Below are 21,512 nucleotides of genomic sequence, written 5' to 3' on the forward strand. Positions count from 1 at the left end.
CCCATGTTCGGCATCAGTTTCAGCGAGCTGCTGCTCGTCGGCCTGGTCGCCCTGCTGGTGCTCGGCCCCGAGCGCCTGCCGGGGGCCGCGCGCACCGCGGGCCTGTGGATCGGCCGCCTCAAGCGCAGCTTCAACGCGATCAAGATGGAGGTCGAGCGCGAGATCGGCGCCGACGACATCCGCCGCCAGCTGCACAACGAGCACATCCTGCAGATGGAGCAGGAGGCCAAGCGCATCCTCAATCCGCTGACGCCACCGGCGCAGCCGCCGGCCAGCGCTGAAACGCCCGCCACACCCGCCGTCGAAGCCGCCCCCACGCAGCCGACCGCGACGCCACCCTCCGAGCCGCCCCAACCGCCACGAGCCCCATGAGCGAGAATCCGGAACATGACCAGCCGATGCCGCTGGTCTCGCACCTGACCGAACTGCGCACCCGCCTGCTGCGCTGCGTCGCCGCCATCTTCCTGATCTTCGCCGGGCTGTTCTCCTTCGCCCAGCAGATCTACACCCTGGTCTCGGCGCCGCTGCGCGCGCACCTGCCGGCCAACGCGACGATGATCGCCACCGACGTGGCCTCGCCGTTCCTGACGCCGTTCAAGCTGACCATGATCGTCTCGCTGTTCCTGGCGATCCCGTTCATCCTGCAGCAGATCTGGGGCTTCATCGCCCCGGGCCTGTACCGCCACGAAAAGCGCATCGCCATCCCGCTGCTGGTATCGAGCATCTTCCTGTTCTATGCCGGCATGGCCTTCGCCTACTTCCTGGTGTTCCCGCTGATCTTCGGCTTCTTCGCCAGCGCCACCCCCGAGGGCGTGTCGATGATGACCGACATTTCCAGCTACCTCGACTTCGTCATGACCCTGTTCTTCGCCTTCGGCGTCGCCTTCGAGATCCCGGTGGCGGTGGTGCTGCTGGTGTGGATCGGCGTGGTCGACGTGCAGTACCTGAAGAAGATCCGCCCGTACGTGATCATCGGCTGCTTCGTGGTCGGCATGATCCTCACCCCGCCGGACATCTTCTCCCAGACCCTGCTGGCCGTGCCCATGTGGATGCTGTTCGAGGTCGGCGTGCTGTGCGGCAGCCTGATCCGCAAGCGCAGCCACGAGCCGGACGAAGCGAGCAACGACCACAACGACCAGCCGCCTGCGACCCAACCGTGAACCTGTTGCTTCTTGAAGAGGCCGACTTCGTGTCGGCCGACCGTGTCGTCCTGGCCGATCGCCGCTTCACCCACATGCAGGAGATCCACCGCGTGGCGGTGGGCGACAGCCTGCGCGTCGGGCGCATCGGCGGCCTGATGGGCAAGGCCGAGGTCATCCGCCTCGAAGGCCACGAGGCCGAACTGCGGGTGGCCTTCGACCAGCCGCCGCCGGCCAAGCTGCCGCTGACCCTGGTGCTGGCCGTGCCGCGGCCGAAGATGCTGCGCCGGCTGTTCCAGACGGTCGCTACCCTGGGCGTGCCGCGGCTGATCCTGGTCAACAGCTACAAGGTCGAAAAGAGCTTCTGGCAGACGCCGTTCCTCCAGCCCGAAACCATCCGCGAAAACCTCATTCTCGGCCTCGAGCAGGCCCGTGACACGGTGCTGCCGGAGGTGATCATCGAGAAGCGCTTCAAGCCCTTCGTCGAAGACCGCCTGCCCGCCATCGCCGAAGGCACCCTGGGCCTGGTCGGCCACCCCGGCCCCTACCCTGCCTGCCCGCGCGCCGTGGAAGGCCCAGTGACCCTGGCGATCGGCCCCGAAGGCGGCTGGATCCCCTACGAGGTCGAACTGCTCGGCAAGGCCGGACTGGCCCCGGTGCAACTGGGCGATCGTATCCTGCGGGTGGAAACGGCGGTCACCGCCCTGCTCTCGCGAATTTTCTGACACAAGAGTCAGGTTTTTACCATCAAGTTTCCCCGCCCCGCGCCGATGGCCTGTGCAACAGAACAATAATCCGCACTGCCACGCGCCGGGGAGTCGTCTATGTACCGTTGGTTTGCCCAGTCACTGGGAAATGTAAGCGTCAATCGCAAGTTGGGGATCGGCTTCGGCCTGGTGCTGCTGCTCACCCTCGGCATCACCTTCACCGGCTGGCTGGGCATCGACAGCGTCACCAGCCGTGGCGACAAGCTCGGCAACATCTCGGTGATCCACCAGTACACCCAGGACCTGCGCCTGGCCCGCCTGGGCTATGAGCGCAACCGAGACGACGCCGCCGTGGCGGAAATGGAAAAGGCCCTGGCCAACCTCGAGCGCCAGGTGCAGTTCATGCTCGGCCAGATCGAACTCCCCGCCGACCGCCAGCGCCTGGACAAGCAGCAGGATGCCGTGCGCCAGTACCAGCAGGCATTCGCCGAGCTCAAGCAGGCCGGTCAGCGCCGCGAGGCCAGCCGCGCCACCCTGGGCGACAGCGCCGACAAGGCCGCCGAGCTGATTGCCAAGGTCCAGCAGCGCCTGCTGCAGGGCAGCGATATCCAGCAGTACCAGGAGGTGGTGCAGGTCGCCGCCCTGCTGCAACAGGCGCGCTTCCAGGTGCGCGGCTACACCTACAGCGGCAAGGCCGAGTTCCAGCAGACCGCCCTCGGCGCCATCGACCAGGCCATGACCGTGCTCAAGGCGCTGCCGGGCAAGCTTCCGGCCGAGTTCGCCGCCAGCCTCGACGACGCCGCTGGCGCACTGGCCGCCTACCGCGACGCGGTGAACCAGTTCGGCAACGCCCAGGCCGCCAGCGAGCAGGCGCTGACGCGCATGTCCGCGCAAGGCCAGCTGCTGCTGACCGCCAGCCAGGAAATGACCGTTTCGCAAACCACCGTGCGCGACCAGGGCACCCAGCAGGCCAAGACCCTGCTGGCCGGCGCCACCGCCCTGGCCCTGGTGCTGGGGGTGCTGGCCGCCTTCGCCATCACCCGGCAGATCATCGTGCCACTGCGCCAGACCCTCGCCGCCGCCGAGCGCGTCGCCGGCGGCGACCTGCGCCAGGACCTCAAGGCCGATCGACGCGACGAACTGGGCCAGTTGCAGGCCAGCATGCAGCGCATGACCCAGGGCCTGCGCGAGCTGATCGGCGGCATCGGCGACGGCGTGACGCAAATCGCCAGCGCCGCCGAGGAACTGTCGGCGGTCACCGAGCAGACCAGCGCCGGGGTCAACAACCAGAAGGTCGAGACCGACCAGGTCGCCACCGCCATGAATGAGATGGCCGCCACGGTCCAGGAGGTGGCGCGCAACGCCGAGCAAGCCTCGGAAGCGGCGCTGATGGCCGACCAGCAGGCCCGCGAAGGCGACAAGGTGGTGGGCGAGGCGATCAGCCAGATCGAGCGCCTGGCCGGCGAGGTGGTCAATTCCAGCGAAGCGATGAGCCAGCTCAAGGCCGAGAGCGACAAGATCGGCAGCGTGCTCGATGTGATCAAGTCGGTGGCCCAGCAGACCAACCTGCTGGCGCTCAATGCCGCCATCGAGGCCGCCCGCGCCGGCGAGGCGGGCCGTGGCTTCGCCGTGGTCGCCGACGAGGTGCGCAGCCTGGCCCAGCGCACCCAGCAGTCCACCGAGGAGATCGAGGAGCTGATCGCCAGCCTGCAGAACGGCACCGAACGGGTGGCCAGCGTCATGGACAGCAGCCGCGCCCTGACCGACAGCAGTGTCGAACTGACCCGCCGCGCCGGCGACTCGCTGGGCACCATCACCCGCACCGTGTCGTCGATCCAGTCGATGAACCAGCAGATCGCCACCGCCGCCGAGCAGCAGAGCGCCGTGGCCGAAGAGATCAACCGCAGCGTGATGAACGTGCGCGATATCTCCGACCAGACCTCGGCGGCCAGCGAGGAGACCGCCAGCTCCAGCGTCGAGCTGGCCCGACTGGGGACGCATCTGCAGGGCCTGGTGGGGCGCTTCAGGCTCTAATTCAAGGCTTGCGGGCTGTAGGCACTGCCCTTCAGCCCGCCGCGAATTTTCCTACTCAATTTGCAGGTCCAGTCCGACGGACTTCCGGCCGATGAGCAAGGGCCATGGCGGCATTCTGCCGCCATGGCCTTTTCTCAATTGGACGGAGACCTGCCATGTTCGGATACCTTGACCGCCAGCTCGGCAACCTTGGCGTCGGGCTCAAGCTCGCCCTGGGTTTTGCCGTGGTGCTGCTGCTCACCCTGGCCACCACCCTTAGCGGCTGGAGCGCCCTGGACGGCGCCATCGAGCGCTCGGAGCAGCTCGGCGACATCGGCCAACTCGACGACCTGACCCGTGACCTGCGCGCCGAGCGCATCACCTACCGGGTACTCGCCGACGACGTCAGCAAGACCCGCATCGCGACCATCCTGGAGCAGTTGCACGACCGCCTGACCCTGCTGCTGCAACGCAGCGGCGTCGATACGTCACGACAGATGCTGAACCAGAAACTCCAGTTGCTGCAGCGCCTGAAGGCCGACTTCGCCAGCCTGCAGAGCACCGTGGACAGCCGCGAAGGCTTGCGTGCAGCGATGCAGGCGCAGGCAGGCGTGCTCGAAGCCGTGATCGACGAGCTGCAGACCCAGGCCTTGCTGAAGCTGCCGGGCGATGATCGGCAGGGCGGCGTGGTCGGTCTCATGGATACCCTGGGCCGCCATATCGAATCCGCCAGCCAGCAAAGCCTGGTGCCGGCCTATGCCTTCTCGCCCCGGGACAGTTTCGCCAGCATGGGCGATGCCGCGCTGCAGGCGGCGGACACCAGCCTGGGTCAGTTGCTGCGGGCCATCGCACCACTGGAGCTGCCCGCTACGCTGACCCAACGCCCACAGGTGGAACTGGACCGTTACCGCGACACCCTGCGCCAATACCGCGACACCGCGCTCAAGGTCGAGCAGTTGCAGGACGGCATGGAGAAAATGGGCGATGAACTGCAGGCGGTGAGCCGTGAACTGAGCGAGCGCAAGGTCGAGCAGCGCGACAACGAGGCCCTGGCCGACCGTTCGCTGCTGACCAGCGTGGCTGCGCTGGCGCTGGTGTTCGGCATCCTGGCCGCCTGGCTGATCACCCGGCAGGTCACCCAGCCCCTGCGCCAGGTGCTGGCCCAGGCCGCGCGCATCGCCCGTGGCGACCTCAGCCAGGTGCAGACGGTGCAGCGCCGCGACGAGATGGGCCAGTTGCAGACGAGCATGCGTGAGATGACCTTGAGCCTGCGCGAGCTGCTCGGCGGCATCGACCAGGGTGTCGGTCACCTGTCCCGGGCCGCGACGGCGCTGGCCGGCGCCAGCGTGGACACCCGCGAGCGCATTGGCCAGCAACAAGAGGAGACCGACCAGGTGGCCACGGCCATGAACCAGATGAGCGCCACGGTGCAGGAGGTCGCGCAGAACGCCGAGCAGGCCTCGCAGGCGGCCACCGCTGCCGACCATCAGGCACAGCTGGGCGACCAGGTGGTGGCCGAGGCGATTGCCCGTATCGAGCAGTTGGCCGGGCAGATGGACCACTGCCTGGCGGCCATGGGGCACCTGGCCGGTGAAAGCCAGCGCATCGGCTCGATTCTCGATGTGATCAAGTCGGTGTCCGAGCAGACCAACCTGCTGGCGCTCAATGCTGCCATCGAGGCGGCCCGGGCCGGTGAGGCCGGGCGCGGTTTCGCCGTGGTGGCCGACGAGGTGCGCGGCCTGGCCCAGCGTACGCAGCAGTCGACCGAGGAGATCGAGTTGCTGATCGACAACCTGCACCGTGGCACCGATGAGGTGACCGGTCTGTTGGACGACAGCAAGCGCCTGACCGGGCAAAGCGTCGAGCTCAGCCGCAAGGCCGGCGCCGCGTTGGGGCAGATTACCGAGACGGTGTCGACGATCCAGGGAATGAACCAGCAGATTGCCACGGCCAGTGAACAGCAGAGCGTGGTGGCCGAGCAGATCAACCGTAGCGTGATCAATGTGCGGGATGTGTCGGAGCAGACGCGGGCGGCCAGTGAACAGACTGCGGTTTCGAGTGGGGAGTTGGAGCAGTTGGGGCAGCAGTTGCGGGGCATGGTGGGGCGGTTCAATCTTTAAGCCTTGCAGGCGTGCCCAGATAGCCAGGACCTGAAACCAGACCGACGGCTTTGGCTTTGGCTTTGGTTTTGGCTTTGGCTTTGGCTTTGGCTTTGGCTTTGGCTTTGGCTTTGGCTTTGGCTTTGGCGATCAGAAGATTAACACCGCAGCTCACTAGCGACAGCTGCGCCATCCCAGGCGCCGCCCGTAACTTCGCGACTTCAGGAGGCCGAACGCAGGTCTTGCGGAGGGAGGTGACGGGCATGGATGCCCGTCAAGCGCTGCGCCCCAGGATGGGGCGTTCAGCGCGGTCCTCCCGGGAGCAAGGCCGGAGTGAGGGAACCCGGAGCGAAGCGGAGGGCCGGATGAATGGAGCGAGGATTTTTTGGTTCCTTTTTGATCCTTCAAAAAGGAACTCGCCGTAAGGGCGAAAAGGTGACTATGCGTCGACATCGCAAATGAATGCGCTTACAACCATTAAAACCAGCGCCGACCGACTTTGACTTTGACTTTGACTTTGACTTTTAAAGCATGTGTTTTGAAAGCTATATGCGCATTCATTCGCGATGGTGACGCGAAGTCACCTTTCCGCCCTTACGGCGGGTAACTTTTTGAAGGATCAAAAAGTCACCAAAAAATCCTCGCTCCATTCATCCGGCCCCTACGCTTCGCTCCGGGGTTCCCTCGCTCCGTTCTTGCTCCCGGGAGGACCGCGCTGAACGCCCCATCCTGGGGCGCAGCGCTTGACGGGCATCCATGCCCGTCACCTCCCTCCGCAAGAACTCCGCTCGGCCTCCTGAAGTCGCAATTGGCGGCGCCTGAACTATCGCGCACTTAGAAGCAAGATCAAGATCAAGATCAAGATCAAGATCAAGATCAAGATCAAGATCAAGATCAAGATCAAGATCAAGAGATGAGCGTTTCTTGATTGGAGGGTGGTGTTATTTCAGTGATCAGACCCCTCGCCAACATATAGCAAGAGGCCTGAACAGTTTGACCACATACATTGCACCCACGGTTTACGCAGGTCTAAACACAATCACAGAACTTGCCGCAAGAACGCCTGCGCACGCACATCCTTCGGCGCAGCAAAGAACGCCTGCGGTGGCGAATCTTCCAGCAACTTCCCGTGGTCAAAGAACAACACCCGATCCGCCACTTCCCGGGCAAAACCCATCTCGTGCGTCACGCAGACCATGGTCATGCCTTCCTGGGCCAAGGTCTTCATCACATCCAGCACCTCCCCGACCATCTCCGGATCAAGCGCCGAGGTCGGCTCGTCGAACAGCATCACCTTCGGGTCCATCGCCAGGGCCCGGGCAATGGCCACTCGCTGCTGCTGCCCGCCGGAAAGGCGCGAAGGATACTCGTTGGCCTTCTGCGCGATACCGACCTTTTCCAGCAACGCCCGGGCCTTGGCTTCGCGCTCGGCCTTGTTGCGCTTGCGCACCACCTTCTGCGCCAGGCACAGGTTCTCCAGCACGGTCATGTGCGGGAACAGATTGAAGTGCTGGAACACCATGCCGACTTCCCGGCGATAGGCGTTGATATCGGTTTTCGGATCGTCCAGCTGCAAACCGCCGATGGACACATGCCCCTCGTCGAAATGCTCCAGGCCGTTCAGGCAGCGCAGGAAGGTCGACTTGCCCGAGCCCGAAGGCCCCAGCACCACCACCACCTCGCCCTTGGCCACCTGGGTGGTGACGTTGTCCACCGCGCGCACTACCTGGCCACGGGTGTCGAAGACTTTCAGCAGGTCACGGACTTCAATCACTTTGCGCAAGCCTCCGCTCGAGCCGGCTGGCAATGTGCGACAGCGGCAGGTTGATCAGCAGGTACAGGCCCGCCACGCAGAACCAGATCTCGAAGGTCGAGAACGAGGTGGTGATGGCCTCGCGGCCGCTCTTGGTCAACTCGGTGATGGCAATCACCGACACCAGCGAAGTGTCCTTGACCAGGCTGATGAACTGCCCGGCCAGTGGCGGCAGCACGCGCTTGAAGGCTTGGGGCAGGATCACATGACGCATCGACTGGGCGCCGTTCAGGCCCAGCGAACGCGCCGCCTCGTTCTGGCCCTTGGCGATCGACTGCACGCCGGCACGGACGATCTCGGCCACGTAGGCGCCGGTGAACAGCGCCAGCGCCGCCACCCCGGCGAACTCGCGGGACAGGTTGAGCACGGTGCCGATGAAGAAGTAGAAGATGAAGATCTGCACCAGCAGCGGCGTGCCGCGCACCAGCTCGACGTAGACAGTGGACAGGTCACGCAGGGTCGGGTTGTTCGACAGCCGGCACAGCCCGGCGAACAGGCCGATCACCAGGCCCAGGGCGCCGGAGATCACCGAGATCCACAACGTGGTCCACAGGCCCCAGGCCAAGGGGCCGGCGGCCCAGTGACGGTTGACGCCGATGGCATCGCCCTCGGCGACATCGTCGCCACGGGCCAGCAACATGCTGTCCTTGGCCACTTCGACGACCTGGGTGTCGCCGCTTTCATCCTTCAGGGTGACCCGGGCGTTGTCGCCGGACACCACGATTTCCTCGACCGTGCCAGGGTTGGCGGCACGCTGGGTTTCCTCGGCCTTGTAGGCGAAGTATTGCGGAACACGGTTCCAGCGCCACTCGTAGGAAATCATCGAGGTGGCCAGGTACAGGCTGAACGCCAGGCCCACCAGGACCAGCGCGGTCAGCCCATGCCAGGGCCACTGTGCTTTCTTGTGTTTGATCACGTGGGGTACTTCCGTAAAAGCGAAACGCGCAGGGTTTGCCTGCGCGTCGAGGTCAGCGCCTGGGGTTTTGGCCCGGGCCTTATTCCATTTCCTTCAGCCATTCCTTGCTCTTGAACCACTTGTCGTGAATACGATCGTAGGTCCCGTCATGCTTGATCTGGTGCAGGAAGTTGTTGATGTAGTTGATGCTGTCGAAGTCGCCTTTCTTCAGGCCGAAGGCCAGCGGCTCGTAGGTGAAGGGTTCTTCCAGGAATACCAGCTTGCCGGCGCCGGCCTTCTCTACCGCCACCACGTTATACGGCGAGTCATAGACGAAGGCGTCGGCCTTGCCGTTGACCACGTCCATCACCCCTTCCTGCTCGTTGTCGTAGCCGTGGTACTTGGCCTTGCTGATCAGCTTCTTCGCGACCATCTCGCCGGTGGTGCCGAGCTTGGAGGTGAGGCGGTACTTCTCGTTGTTCAGGTCCTTGTACGACTTGATCTCGCCCGCCAGCTCCTTGCGGATCAGCAGGGTCTGGCCGACCACGATGAAGGGTTCGCTGAAGTTCAGGCGCAGGTTGCGCTCCTGGGTCAGGGTCATGCCGCTGCCGATGAAGTCGAACTTGTCGGTCATCAGGGCCGGGATGATGCCGTCGTAGGCGGTGGAGACCATCTCCAGCTTGACGCCCATGGACTTGGCCATGGCCTTGAGGATGTCGACTTCGAAGCCGATGATCTCACCGCGCTTGTTGGTCATTTCGAACGGCATGTAGGTCGGGTCCATGCCCACGCGCAGGGTGCCACGCTTGACCGCGTCGTCGATGGCGCCGGCCTGGGCGGCGGTCACCGCGATCAGGGCGGTCGCACCTACCAGCAGTCGCGACAGGTATTTCTTAATCATCACCAAGTCCCCTAGCAAGAAGTACGCAGATTTTTCTTGTAAGCACGGTCCGACAGACCGATGCGCAATATCGGGACGGATGCTAACGCATGCGTGAGCTGGGACCTAGAGCCGGGGGGGACTTTGTTGGCCAAAATCGACCAGAAAGCTTCGCGGGGCCAGCCCGCTCCCACGCACCGTTGAGATGGCGTGGGAGCGGGCTGGCCCCGCGATTATCGGAGCAACGGACTCAAGCCAGGGCTGGCTGGGCCACGTTCTCCGGATGCAGCGGCAGCAATGGCGAGTGCGGATCGTTGGCGATGGATGCCCGCCACACATCGATCCACGCCGTGTTATGCCCGGCCCACACCTGCTCGTGCAGGCGCGCCAGCGCCACCGGGTCGCTGAGCAGCGCCAGGCGGGTGTTCAGGTCCAGGCCTTTCGGGCCGACTTCCAGTGCCTTGGCAACGCGCTCGACGCGCAGCGCCTCGATCGGGGCCGCCTGACCGTGACGCGCCGTGGCCATGGCACAGGCCAGGGCGTTCTGGCGCGGGTCGACCACGGCACGGACGAAACCGTCATGCAGGGCGTGCCAACGGTTCTCGTGGGTGTACTGGTCGGTCGCCAGCAGCTCTTGCGGCGTTGCGTATTCCTCGGGGATGAGGAACAGCTTCTCGTCCTTGGCCGCCAGGCCCAGGCGCGTGCGGCTGGATATCACCGACACCGGGATCGACAGCACCAGCGAGCCGACGATCGGCGCCAGCCACCACAGGAAGCTCGGGTTCAGCCAGGCCACCAGCCCAGCCCAGGCGATGCCCAGCAGGGTCTGCGGACCATGACGACGCACCGCTTCGCTCCACGGCGTGGAGTCGTCGTCACGCTGCGGCGAGTTCCAGGTCGCGGCCCAGCCGAGGAACGCGGCCAGCACGAAGCGGGTGTGGAAGATCATCCGCACCGGTGCCAGGAGCATCGAGAACAGCATCTCCATCAGCATCGACAGGGTGACCTTGATGCGTCCGCCGAACTCGGTGGCGCCCTTGGCCCAGATCAGGATGACGCTGAGCAGCTTGGGCAGGAACAGCAGCACGATGGTGGTGGAGAACAGCGCAATGGCCTTCTCCGGATGCCACTGCGGCCACAGCGGGTAGAGCTGGAACGGCTCGATGAAGTACTGCGGCTCCATCAGCGTGTTGGTCGCCAGCAGCGCCGTCGACAGCACCAGGAACAGGAACCACAGCGGCGCCGACAGGTACGACATCACCCCGGTGAGGAACACCGCGCGGTGCACCGGGTGCATGCCCTTGACCAGGAACAGGCGGAAGTTCATCAGGTTGCCGTGGCACCAGCGACGGTCGCGCTTGAGCTCGTCGAGCAGGTTCGGCGGCAGTTCTTCGTAGCTGCCCGGCAGGTCGTAGGCGATCCACACGCCCCAGCCGGCACGGCGCATCAGCGCGGCTTCGACGAAGTCGTGGGACAGGATCGCGCCGGCGAAGGCGCCCTTGCCCGGCAACGGCGCCAGGGCGCAGTGCTCGATGAACGGCTTCATGCGGATGATCGCGTTGTGGCCCCAGTAGTGCGACTCGCCCAGCTGCCAGAAGTGCAGGCCGGCGGTGAACAGCGGGCCATACACGCGGGTGGCGAACTGCTGCATGCGCGCATACAGGGTGTCCATGCCCGAGGCTTTCGGCCCGGTCTGGATGATGCCGGCGTCCGGGTTGGCCTCCATCAGGCGCACCAGGCTGCTCAGGCACTCGCCGCTCATGACGCTGTCGGCGTCGAGCACGACCATGTACTTGTACTCGCCACCCCAGCGACGGCAGAAGTCGTCGAGGTTGCCGCTCTTGCGCTTCACCCGGCGCCGGCGGCGACGGTAGAAGATGCGGCCGAAGCCCTTGGTTTCACGGCACACGTCGAGCCAGGCCTGTTGTTCGGCGACGGCGATGTCGGTGTCATTGGTGTCGCTGAGCACGAAGAAGTCGAAGCGGTCGAGATTGCCGCTGGCGGCCACCGACTCGAAGGTGGCGCGCAGGCCGGCGAACACCCGTGGCACGTCTTCGTTGCAGATCGGCATCACCAGCGCGGTACGCGCCTCGGGCGCGATCGGCTCGTTGCCGGCGCTGCTGCCGGAAATCTTGTACTTGTCACGCCCGGTGAGCAGCTCGAGGAAGCCCATCAGGGCGGTCCAGAAGCCCGCCGACACCCAGCAGAACAGGATGCCGAACAGGACCAGGATCGAGGTCTGCAGCGCATATGGCCACACCTGCACCACCGTGTCCCACAGGGGCTGGTTGACGATCTCGTCGAAATCGACGAACGACCAGCCCTGGTACGGCAGGATGCCCTTCATGTACCAGCCCGCGACGAGGGTCTGGCCGATCATCAGGGTCAGCAGGATGTAACGGCGGATCGAACCGACCGTACGCCAGCGCGCCGGCGGCAGCTCGCGCTTGGGCGGCTGCGGGGCGTTGGTGCGGCCGGTCATGCGCCGCCACATGCGAATCAGGATGTTGGTGCGCCACGGCTCGGGCACGACCTTGGTGCGCTTGATCGGCGGCGAGATCTTCAGGCACAGCCGCCCGCCGGCATCGACGCCGAGCATCTCGGCGTCTTCCAGCTCGGCGGCGCTGCCGACGGTAAGACGGGCGCCCACCGAAGCCTGGGCGGCCTCGGCGGTGCCGGCGGCCGGTTGGGCCGCCAGGTGTTGGTGCAGCTCGCTGAAGGAGGTGCAGCGGGCGAGTTCCGCACGCTGCTCGTCGCTCAGGGGAAGGTGGGCCAGGTACTCGCTCAGCGATTCCGGCCTTGCGCTTGAGTTACTCATCGGCAGGCAACTGATAGCTCCAGGTCTCGGTCAGCACTTTCTCGGTGGTGGCCGGGGTCCCGTTGGTGGATGCCGCATCGGCGGCGGGTTGCTCGGCAGCCTTCTCGGCCTTGGCTTTCTCGGCCTTGGCGTGAGCATGCTTGGCCGCGGCCTTGTCCTGCTTGGCCGGCTTGGGCTGCTCGACCGGAACGTCGCGCAGCAGCGCGGCACGCATCTCGGTGGATTTCTTCGGATCCTGCACCTTCAGGCGCAGGGTCAGGCGCCAGCCCTTGGTTTCCGGGTTGTAGCGCAGGTTGTTCTCAACCACCTCGGCGTTGTCGCCGACGCTGACCTGGCTGCGCACGGCGGTGTCGGCCGGCAGGGTGGCCAGGTTCGGGCCGATGAAGTCGACCAGGAAGGCAACGGTGCCATCGGTCTGGCGGATCAGGTTGGACTGCTTGACGTCGCCGGTGGAACGCAGGGTCTGCTTGACCCAGCCCAGTTCCTGCGAATGCAGCTGGTCTTCCTTGATGGTCCAGCGCAGGCGGTAGTCGTACTCGAACGGTTTGCCCACTTCAGGAAGCTTTTCCGGGCTCCAGAAGGCCACGATGTTGTCGTTGGTCTCGTCGGCGGTCGGGATCTCGACCAGGTCGACGGTACCCTTGCCCCAGTCGCCCTTCGGCTCGATCCAGGCGCTCGGGCGCTTCTCGTACTCGTCGTCGAGGTCTTCGTAGTCGCTGAAGTCGCGCTGGCGCTGCAGCAGGCCGAAACCACGCGGGTTCTCCACGCTGAAGTTGCTCACGGCCAGGTGTTTCGGGTTGTTCAGCGGACGCCACAGCCACTCGCCGTTGCCGGCGTGGATCGCCAGGCCTTCGGAGTCGTGCAGGGCCGGACGGTAGTTCATGACCTTGGACGGCTGGTTGGGGCCGAACAGGTACATGCTGGTCAGCGGGGCGATGCCCAGGCGGCTGACGTTGTCACGCAGGTAGACCCGCGACTTGACGTCGACCAGGGTGTCCTCGCCCGGACGCAGGGTCAGCTTGTAGGCGCCGGTGGAGCGCGGGGAATCGAGCAGCGCGTAGATCACCAGGTGCTTGTCGTTCGGCTTGGGCTTCTCGATCCAGAACTCGCGGAAGCGCGGGAATTCCTCGCCGGACGGCAACGCAGTGTCGATGGCCAGGCCACGGGCCGACAGGCCGTAGCGGTGGCCCTTGCCGACCACGCGGAAGTAGCTGGCGCCAAGCAGGGTCATGATCTCGTCCTGCTTGTCGGCCTTGTTGATCGGGTAGAGCACGCGGAAACCGGCGTAGCCGAGGTTCTTGGTGGCTTCGGCGTCATGCGGCACGTCACCGAACTCGAAACGGCTCGGGTCGTACTTGATTTCCTTGACCTTGTTGGCGGTGATCTCGTTGATGGTCACCGGCGTGTCGAAATGCATGCCCTGGTGGTAGAACGAGAGCTTGAACGGCGTCTTGTCCTTGGCCCACTCGGCCTTTTCCTGCAGGAAGCGGATCTTCTGGTAGTCGGCGTACTTCATGTCGCGGAACACCGGCGGCAGGTTGCTCTTCGGTGCCTCGAACTTCTGACCGGCCAGATCCTTTGCCTTGGCTGCAACGTCGTCCAGATTGAATGCCCACAGCTGGCCCGCGCTCAACAGGCCGACCAGCGCCACGCCGGCCAGCATGGCCTTGCGCAGCCGGGTACCGGGGATTCTAGGTGCAATACAGGGGCTTACAATCACGAGCAATCCTCGCCGAAAACAGATCATGAAACCAACGGCCAGCGACCAATGCCGGGTTGGCGAGCACTGTTCGGACCCCGTGAGGGCGTAATGATTCCCCAAACGGATCCTGACAATGCTCGAGTCAAAGTGAAACGAACCTGCGAACGCAGGTTCATGCAGCGCGCGATTATCCAGCAGGTCGCGTTACAACGCATCAGGCTGAACAAACTATTTATCGTACAAAACCCCTTGTTTTTCGACAAACAAAGGGTTTTTTGACCTCATATTTGTAACATAAATGTTACCGGGCCATCATTGACCAGATGCACCTGCATGTCTGCACCGAAGCGACCACTGGCCACAAGCGGGTGCCGAGCCTGTGCCTGGCGCAGCAGATAGTCGAACAGCTCGGCGCCGAGGGCCGGTGGCGCAGCCGTGGAAAAGCTCGGGCGCATGCCGTTGCGGGTGTCGGCGGCCAGGGTGAACTGCGACACCAGCAGCAGGCCGCCGCCGACATCCTTGAGCGAGCGGTTCATCTTGCCCTGCTCGTCGCTGAACACCCGGTAGTTCAGCAGCTTGTGCAACAGCTTGTCGGCATGCTCGGGCGAATCTTCAGGCTCGACCGCCACCAGCGCCAGCAACCCCTGGTCGATGGCGCCGACAATCTCCCCTGCCACTTCCACCCGGGCGCCACGCACGCGCTGGATCAGCCCCTTCATGCTTCTTCCAGGGGCAGGTCGAGCAGGCGCCGGGCCATCTGGTCGGCGGCGCGTACCAGGGCGTCGGTGATGCCAGGCTCGGAGGCGGCATGGCCGGCGTCGCGGATCACCTTCAGCTCGCTGTTCGGCCAGGCCTGGTGCAGCTCCCAGGCGTTGTCCAGCGGGCAGATCACGTCATAGCGACCATGCACGATCACCGCCGGCAGGTGAGCGATCTTCGGCATGTCGCGGATCAGCTGGTCCTGTTCGAGGAAAGCGTTGTTGGTGAAGTAGTGGCATTCGATGCGGGCGATCGACAGGGCGCGCTGCGGCTCGGAGAAACGGTCGACCACCAGCGGGTTCGGGCGCAGGGTCGCGGTGCGGCCCTCCCAGGTGGACCAGGCCTTGGCGGCGTGCATCTGGGCGATCTGGTCGTTGCCGGTCAGGCGCTTGTGGAAGGCCTTGACCAGGTCGCCGCGCTCTTCCGGCGGGATCGGCGCGATGTAGTCCTGCCAGTAGTCGGGGAACAGGCGGCTGGCGCCTTCCTGGTAGAACCAGTGGATCTCCTGCGGGCGGCACAGGAAGATGCCGCGCAGGATCAGGCCATGCACGCGCTCGGGGTGTTTCTGGGCGTAGGCCAGGGCCAGGGTTGAGCCCCAGGAACCGCCGAACAGCACCCACTTGTCGATGCCGAGGTGCTCGCGGATGCGCTCCAGGTCCTCGACCAGGTGCCAGGTGGTGTTGTTCTCCAGGCTCGCATGGGGCGTGGAGCGACCGCAGCCACGCTGGTCGAAGGTGACGATGCGGTACAGGTTGGGGTCGAAGTAGCAACGGCTCTGGGCATCGCAGCCCGCGCCCGGGCCACCGTGGATGAACACCACGGGCAGACCTTCCGGCGAGCCGCTCTCATCGACATACAGCACATGCGGCGCTTCCACGGCCAGATCGTGCCGGGCGTAGGGTTTGATCTGCGGGTAGAGGGTCTGCATCGCGCACTCCGTGTGAGGATATTGTCTGCCGTTGGGCATCATAAACCTGAATTGCGCTTTGAGCATGCTCTCGTGCTGGATGCGATGCGTACCGACAGGTCCGACGGCCAGATCATGTTATGTCCTGGGCCGGTGAATCAGTCCATACCATCCGGGCCTCCCTTCCATCGAGGCCCCATCATGAGCGTCAACAACAACGGCGTCGCTGGCGCGCCAGCAACGGACGAACCCATAGGCTCACTGTCGAAACGGCTGATCGCCGACAAGATGCCTGACTGGCTGAAGCACGTCGCAAAGCCGGCCCATGCCCACATGCGCAATGCCCTGAGCCGGCCAAGCGCCTGGTTCGACAGGGCCTGCCTGGCCCATCCGGACATTGCCCGGCAACTGGTGCAGGAATATGGCACCCATCGAAAGACCCAGGACGATGTGGCCAGGCTGCTCAAGCAGCTACCCGATCTACGGCAGTTCGCCACGCAGCAGCTGACCCAGGCGATCAAGCAGCGCTTTGACCTGGAGCTGGACGTGAACAGGACCTACCTGTTCAACGCCCGCCGGGCCGAGGCTTATCAGGACGCCTCTTACGGCGACCCTATCGTTCAGGCGGCGCGGTCGTTCAGACGAGCCACCCAGTCCTTGCTGCACAGCGCCTTGCAGAACTTCGAGGCCGAACATGCGCTGCCCGGTGGGCTGGATACCGCCAGGCTCAGCTCACGGGTGCTCGACAGCAATGCGTTCGTGGGCGTGGTGCCCAGCGGCAACCAGGTCGGGATCTCGCCGAGCGAATTCGCGGCACTCTCCCGCGAGCTGGACATCGGTGGTCAGTACCAGGCGCTGATCGAAACGGTCTGTCAGGCGGATCCGCAGGCGGCCAAGGTATTCGGCGACGCTGAGCTGAGCACCCTGCGCCTGGAGCTGCACAGGGCCTACCTCGGCGAAAGGCTCGAGCAACCCCTGTATGCGGCCTTGCTCAAGCTGGTCGAACACGGCCAGGCCGAGTACGAAGGCCGCCCGCTGGGCGCGACCTTCCTGCAACTGTTCGGCAGCTCGGTAACGGGCGCGTTGATCTTCGGTGTCGAATCCGGCCCCAGCATGCCAGCGCGCTACCCTGCGTTTAATCTGCCCTTCCAGGGTTGGCTGGTCACCTACCTGCCCGGCGCGCGAATCCCCTTGCAGCGCCACGCCACCGCCGAGGCGCTGCAGGCCTACCTGCGCGAACAGCTGGGGGCCATGACCCGCCGGCAACTGCTCGACAGCGTGCCGGCACGGGACAGCAGTGCCTTCTACACCCAGTTGCTGGACTGCCTGCAACCGGTGGACTGGCGTACCTCCAAGGTCATTCCGGGCCAATACGGCGGCACGGTAAACCGTGTGCGCGATCCGAATGCTCGAGTGACGGCGGCACAGCAGCCCTTCGGGCAAGGCCTGCGCGAGGCGCTGGTCGCGCAGAAACGCCAAAGGCTCTCGGACGATGCCCTGTTCCACGCGGTCCCCACCGCGACGGAAGACCGGATAACAGCGCAGAAACAGCTGGCGTACTACACCGGCCTGGCCTTCGACGCCCTGGCCCTGGGCGTTTTCTTCGTGCCGGCCCTGGGCCCGGTGATGCTGGGGCTGACCGCGCTGCAACTGGGGCATGAGGTATACGAAGGGTTTGCCAGCTGGGCGCGGGGCGACAGACAGCAAGCCCTGGCCTACCTGGTAGACGTGGTTGAGAACGTTGCCCAGTTGGCGGTACTGGGCGTCTGGGAGGCGAGCGGCGGAAAACCTGCCGTCGAGAAAATCACTGTCGAGACGCCTTCATTTGTCGAAGAACTGGAGCCCGTGCGCAGGCCTGACGGCGATGTCCGCCTGTGGTCCCCGGACCTGAAACCGTTTGCCCATGACATTGTGCTGCCTGCAGGCTTGAAGGCGGATGAGTTCGGCTTGTACCACCACGCAGGCAAGACCTGGCTGGCGCTGGAAGACCGCCTGTTTTCAGTCAGCCCCATTACAGTGCCCCACGACTACGTCCTCGTACACCCGCAAAGCCCCCATGGCTATCAACCTCGATTGCGCCACAATGGCGCAGGTGCATGGCTGCATGGCCTGGACCGACCACAGGCATGGCCACTGAACCAGTTGGCCAACCGGGCAGGCCAGCTGGCTGCGGAGTTCGACGAAGCCACCCTGGCCCAGATACTTGAAGTCAGCGCCACCGATGTGTCCGTGTTGCGCCGAGTCGTCAGCCGGAACCTGCGCCTGCCGGCATTGCTGGAAGACACGCTGTCTCGTTTCAAGCTGGATCAGGAACTGCGCACCTCAGTGACTGAACCCCACATGCTGCGCAAGACGTTCCAGAAGCGCTACGACCTTTTGTACGCCAAGCCCGCCGCTCGCGGCGCCACCCTGCGGCAACGTTATCCACAGCTGCCGCTTCCCGTCATCGAAGAGCTGTTGCGCAATGCCAGCCAGGTGGAGTTGCAGAGCCTGGATCAAGGCAGGATCCACGCCCGCCTTGCCGCAGAGTCTCGCACCTACCAGCAGCAGGTTCGCCTGGCCCGCGCCTATGAAGGGCTGTATCTGGACGCGGTACGCAACTGGGACACTGACCGCTTGATTCTGCATACGCTGGAACAGCTTCCCGGCTGGCCCGCCGATACGGTCATCGATCTTGAGCAACACCTGCACTGGCCCATCGAGCGCACACGAATCGGAGCACAGGCCGCTGAGCCCAACGCCATCATTTTCAGCACGACAACCGGCTATATCGTCGACGGCAGCAGTGCCTCGCAAGCCTCTGAGATGCTTCACGACACACTCTACAGTGCGCTGATGAAAGCCCTGCCAACACCCGCAATCACCGTACTGGCCAACTTGGGAGCGAGCTACACGCAAGCGCTCAAGCGCCTGCTTCGCCAGAGGCCTCGACTTTCGCGCGAGACGTTGAGAAAGGTGTTGCGCATGCAGCCCGTGCGACAAGGCTTCCACTCGCCGATGCGTCTGGCCGATGGCCGCCTGGGATACCCACTGGGCGGCCAAGGCGGCACTGGGGGCGGGTTTACCCGCCACACCCTGCTGCGCATGATCAGGGAGACTGGTCTGCCCGTACACACGACGCGCACGGCCGACCAGATACTGGCCGACCTGGAAGGCAGCGGACTAAGCCGAAGCGAGATAAACCTGCGCTTGCAAGCATTGCTCGAACAACACACATCCTTACGTCGCACGCTGGCCGAATGGCGACGAACGACACGATCCACAGCCGGGCATGACACTGACGCGATCGACACCTTGCACGAGCGGCTCATCCAGCACTGGTATGACAACGCCCTGCCTGTGACGCCTCACGAGACGACACCACTTCGCCTGGAGCAGATCGCGCTGGACACCTTCCCATCCGACCTGCCCACGTTTTTTGGCGAAAGTGTCAGGCACCTTCAGCTCATCGACCCATCCCACGGCAGCGCTTCGAGTCTGGGACGGCGCGAACGTTTGCTCACCAATCTGTTCCAGCAGTTCCCAGGCTTACACTCACTGGAAGTGACCCGACCTTATGTCGACAACGCGCCAGCTTCCGACTTCCTGTACGACCTCGGTTCAATCATCCGTCGCCTTCCGCAGCTTGAATCCCTCAGCATCACCAACCTGAACCTGCCGCTGTCGAGCAGGGAGATCGAAAGCCTGCGAACGTTGCCACGCTTGCGCCGGCTCACCCTGGATGGCAATCGGCTGCTCACCCACGGCTACCAGGCTTTCGAAGGCCTGACCCTCGACTACCTGGGCCTCGAGCGCATGACGCTCGACCATTGGCCCCAAGGCCTCAGGCCACGCCCCCTGACCCGCATCAGGGAAGTCTCGTTACGCGACAACCGTATCCGCTCACTGCCGAGCTTTCTCACGAGCAATGAACCGGACCTCGCCACCCACACAGTCATTGCCCTGGAAGGCAATCCCATCATCGAGGATCAACTGCTGCGCATCATGCTCAATCAACAGGGTCAGGCCGGACGGATCCATGCTGACATTTCACCCTCCCTGAATACCCGGCTGCGCCACTACACCCAGCAGCGCGAAGCATTGCGCGATGCTCTCGACAATTGGGCCAACGCCTCAAGCTCGACGGCGCCGCTGAGCCAGGGCGCCATGGCCATGCGCAACCGGATCGGGGTCAGCATCAACACGTTCTGGCGCAACCAGGAACTGGGCATGCGCCAGACAACACTGCGCCTGGAGAACATCGCCCTGGAGCATTTTCCTCCGAGTCTGCCGGCTTTCTTCCACCAACGGGTCCGAAGCCTGTCACTGGCCAGGATCAGCAGCACGACCGCCCAGCTGGATGACTTCCTGAGGCGCTTCCCCTTGGTGGAAAACCTCAGCCTCGTCGAACACGCCCAGCCAAGCCAGACACTGCCGACGGCACTCCGACGGCTTCCCAGGCTTATCTACCTGTCCCTGCGCGACATGGGTCTGGTAATCGATGACAGCGTACTCGCCACGTTCGCCACATTGGGCAATCTCAGCACACTGGAGCTGGCCGGCAACCGCCTGGGCACTATCACCGAGGTGCCCGAGACCTTGCGCAACCTGAGCCGGCTTGAACTGAACAACATGGGCATCGAGCGCTGGCCCACCTGGCTAGACAGCCTGCTGCCGCTGGAGCTGCTCGACCTGAGCGAGAACCGCTTGACCGAACTGCCTGAACACATCTTCAGCAACCTCGATCATGACTTCCCCGTGTCGTCCATTGCCCTGTTCGACAACCCACTGACCCGCAGCACCATGTTCCGCGCACGCACATCCTCCGATACCCAGCGCAACTTCACCTTCGCCATGAGCCTGCCCGATGACTTGCTGACCGCGACGTCTTCGGATGAGGAACTGGCGGGAGGGCACCTGCATAATCCAATCCTTCCCCTTGCCGAGGACCAGCCGCGCCTGGAGGCCTGGCTGCAAGGCGCACAGCTGGAAAACGAAGCGCTGCGCGATGCCTGGCAGCAACTGCAACAGGCCGGCGATGCGGGCAACCTGCTGTCGCTGGTCGGGCGCCTGCAGCAGTCAGCCCCCTTTCGCAATGGCGCCACCCGCCCGTCCTTCTGCCAGCGCGTGCGCATGGTCCTGATCAAGGCGCTGGTCAGGCCGGAAGAACGCGCGCTGTTCAATGCCATCGCACAGGAGGCACTGGTGCAACCGGACACCGGCAGCCAGACCTGTCACGACGGGGCATTGCTGGTGTTCCAGAACATCGAGCTGTTGATCGACAGCCGTAGCCTGCTGAGAACCGCAGGCGATACGGAACATACGCTCTACCAGGAACTCACGCGTCTCTACCGCCTGTACCGACTGGATGAGATCGCCCGCGACAAAGCCAAAGGCCGGGACGAGGCGGAGGTCCGCCTGGCCTATCGCCGCGGGCTGAACCAGGAGCTGAAGCTGGGCGTACCCGACGACAACATGCTCTACGAGGCCTTTGCCGATGTCAGCCGCAGCGAGCTGACAGCGGCGATGGACCAGGTACACCGGGATGAGCAGGGTGAGTCGTTCCTGAGGTATGCCGCGAGCAATGACGAATGGTGCCGGTACCTGCGGCTGACCTACGCAGCACGCTTCGACGCCATCGAGCAGCAGTACAGGGCGCAGGTCAGCGCCCTGGACGAGTCCCCGCAAAGCCTAGAAGAACTGGCCCCCGAGTACGAGGCGCTGGAAAACGACAAGCAGGCACGGGAACAGCACCTGATCCGTGAACTGACCACGCTGGCCAACCCGGATCGCAGTTGAGG

The 21,512-nt window shown here is 64.4% G+C and carries 14 protein-coding genes and 2 pseudogenes; 8 read left to right on the forward strand and 8 right to left on the reverse strand.

Annotation, left to right across the window (positions count from 1 at the left end; all coding sequences use genetic code 11):
* Positions 1 to 3 precede the first annotated feature (3 nt).
* The 7 genes and pseudogenes from tatB to K2O50_RS27035 all read left to right on the forward strand — a co-directional run bounded on the left by tatB (position 4) and on the right by K2O50_RS27035 (position 5,979).
* Positions 4 to 372 carry a Sec-independent protein translocase protein TatB gene (tatB, locus tag K2O50_RS24450; protein WP_050707263.1) on the forward strand — a complete coding sequence of 123 codons (369 nt, stop codon included), beginning with the start codon at positions 4 to 6 and terminating at the stop codon, positions 370 to 372.
* Positions 369 to 1,160: a twin-arginine translocase subunit TatC gene (tatC, locus tag K2O50_RS24455; protein ID WP_028688376.1), complete on the forward strand. Its 792-nt coding sequence runs from the start codon at positions 369 to 371 to the stop codon at positions 1,158 to 1,160. Before tatB ends, tatC begins: the two co-directional genes overlap by 4 nt.
* Entirely contained in the window at positions 1,157 to 1,864 is a 708-nt protein-coding gene (locus K2O50_RS24460; protein WP_050707264.1) for a 16S rRNA (uracil(1498)-N(3))-methyltransferase, read from the forward strand. The genes tatC and K2O50_RS24460 overlap by 4 nt, the downstream gene beginning before the upstream one ends.
* 99 nt (positions 1,865 to 1,963) lie before the next feature.
* A pseudogene (locus tag K2O50_RS27020) lies at positions 1,964 to 2,977 on the forward strand (methyl-accepting chemotaxis protein); the annotation flags it as partial.
* Between the two features lie 198 nt (positions 2,978 to 3,175).
* Positions 3,176 to 3,880 (forward strand): methyl-accepting chemotaxis protein, encoded by a 705-nt coding sequence (locus tag K2O50_RS27025; protein ID WP_409077836.1) that lies wholly within the window; start codon positions 3,176 to 3,178, stop codon positions 3,878 to 3,880.
* Positions 3,881 to 4,035: 155 nt separating this feature from the next.
* A pseudogene (locus K2O50_RS27030) lies at positions 4,036 to 5,076 on the forward strand (methyl-accepting chemotaxis protein); the annotation flags it as partial.
* A gap of 198 nt (positions 5,077 to 5,274) precedes the next feature.
* Positions 5,275 to 5,979 carry a methyl-accepting chemotaxis protein gene (locus tag K2O50_RS27035; RefSeq protein ID WP_371263163.1) on the forward strand — a complete coding sequence of 235 codons (705 nt, stop codon included), beginning with the start codon at positions 5,275 to 5,277 and terminating at the stop codon, positions 5,977 to 5,979.
* Here the strand turns inward: K2O50_RS27035 and K2O50_RS24475 are convergent.
* The 8 genes from K2O50_RS24475 to pip form a co-directional block, all read right to left on the reverse strand.
* Positions 5,969 to 6,151 carry a hypothetical protein gene (locus tag K2O50_RS24475; protein WP_220690041.1) on the reverse strand — a complete coding sequence of 61 codons (183 nt, stop codon included), beginning with the start codon at positions 6,149 to 6,151 and terminating at the stop codon, positions 5,969 to 5,971. The two genes, K2O50_RS27035 and K2O50_RS24475, sit on opposite strands and share 11 nt — an antisense overlap.
* Positions 6,152 to 6,997: 846 nt before the next feature.
* A complete protein-coding gene (locus K2O50_RS24480) occupies positions 6,998 to 7,732 on the reverse strand; it encodes an amino acid ABC transporter ATP-binding protein (RefSeq protein WP_050707283.1) in 735 nt (244 codons plus the stop codon).
* Positions 7,725 to 8,687: an amino acid ABC transporter permease gene (locus K2O50_RS24485; RefSeq protein ID WP_050707268.1), complete on the reverse strand. Its 963-nt coding sequence runs from the start codon at positions 8,685 to 8,687 to the stop codon at positions 7,725 to 7,727. Before K2O50_RS24485 ends, K2O50_RS24480 begins: the two co-directional genes overlap by 8 nt.
* A 79-nt stretch (positions 8,688 to 8,766) precedes the next feature.
* Positions 8,767 to 9,564: a transporter substrate-binding domain-containing protein gene (locus K2O50_RS24490; protein ID WP_050707284.1), complete on the reverse strand. Its 798-nt coding sequence runs from the start codon at positions 9,562 to 9,564 to the stop codon at positions 8,767 to 8,769.
* A gap of 232 nt (positions 9,565 to 9,796) precedes the next feature.
* Entirely contained in the window at positions 9,797 to 12,364 is a 2,568-nt protein-coding gene (gene mdoH / locus K2O50_RS24495; protein WP_220689950.1) for a glucans biosynthesis glucosyltransferase MdoH, read from the reverse strand.
* Positions 12,357 to 14,027, reverse strand: a complete 1,671-nt coding sequence (locus K2O50_RS24500) for a glucan biosynthesis protein G (RefSeq protein WP_156329678.1) — start codon at positions 14,025 to 14,027, stop codon at positions 12,357 to 12,359. Before K2O50_RS24500 ends, mdoH begins: the two co-directional genes overlap by 8 nt.
* A 320-nt stretch (positions 14,028 to 14,347) precedes the next feature.
* Positions 14,348 to 14,785: a D-aminoacyl-tRNA deacylase gene (gene dtd, locus K2O50_RS24505; protein ID WP_050707270.1), complete on the reverse strand. Its 438-nt coding sequence runs from the start codon at positions 14,783 to 14,785 to the stop codon at positions 14,348 to 14,350.
* The gene (pip, locus tag K2O50_RS24510; RefSeq protein ID WP_050707271.1) at positions 14,782 to 15,753 is read right to left on the reverse strand and encodes a prolyl aminopeptidase; all 972 of its coding nucleotides are present in this window, start codon (positions 15,751 to 15,753) and stop codon (positions 14,782 to 14,784) included. Before pip ends, dtd begins: the two co-directional genes overlap by 4 nt.
* Here pip and K2O50_RS24515 point away from each other — a divergent pair.
* On the forward strand, positions 15,688 to 21,510 hold the full coding sequence (locus K2O50_RS24515) for a dermonecrotic toxin domain-containing protein (protein ID WP_082337825.1): 5,823 nt from the start codon (positions 15,688 to 15,690) through the stop codon (positions 21,508 to 21,510). The two genes, pip and K2O50_RS24515, sit on opposite strands and share 66 nt — an antisense overlap.
* Positions 21,511 to 21,512: the final 2 nt, after the last annotated feature.

Source organism: Pseudomonas sp. 2hn, assembly GCF_019646095.1.
Lineage (GTDB): Bacteria > Pseudomonadota > Gammaproteobacteria > Pseudomonadales > Pseudomonadaceae > Aquipseudomonas > Aquipseudomonas peradeniyensis.

Coding starts and splice junctions, on each gene's coding strand:
- tatB (WP_050707263.1), top strand. CDS start 4: ATGTTCGGCATCAGTTTCAGCGAGCTGCTGCTCGTCGGCCTGGTCGCC.
- tatC (WP_028688376.1), top strand. CDS start 369: ATGAGCGAGAATCCGGAACATGACCAGCCGATGCCGCTGGTCTCGCAC.
- K2O50_RS27025 (WP_409077836.1), top strand. CDS start 3,176: ATGGCCGCCACGGTCCAGGAGGTGGCGCGCAACGCCGAGCAAGCCTCG.
- K2O50_RS27035 (WP_371263163.1), top strand. CDS start 5,275: ATGAGCGCCACGGTGCAGGAGGTCGCGCAGAACGCCGAGCAGGCCTCG.
- K2O50_RS24475 (WP_220690041.1), bottom strand. CDS start 6,151: ATGGCGCAGCTGTCGCTAGTGAGCTGCGGTGTTAATCTTCTGATCGCC.
- mdoH (WP_220689950.1), bottom strand. CDS start 12,364: ATGAGTAACTCAAGCGCAAGGCCGGAATCGCTGAGCGAGTACCTGGCC.
- K2O50_RS24500 (WP_156329678.1), bottom strand. CDS start 14,027: ATGCTGGCCGGCGTGGCGCTGGTCGGCCTGTTGAGCGCGGGCCAGCTG.
- dtd (WP_050707270.1), bottom strand. CDS start 14,785: ATGAAGGGGCTGATCCAGCGCGTGCGTGGCGCCCGGGTGGAAGTGGCA.
- K2O50_RS24515 (WP_082337825.1), top strand. CDS start 15,688: ATGCGGCGCTTCCACGGCCAGATCGTGCCGGGCGTAGGGTTTGATCTG.
- pip (WP_050707271.1), bottom strand. CDS start 15,753: ATGCAGACCCTCTACCCGCAGATCAAACCCTACGCCCGGCACGATCTG.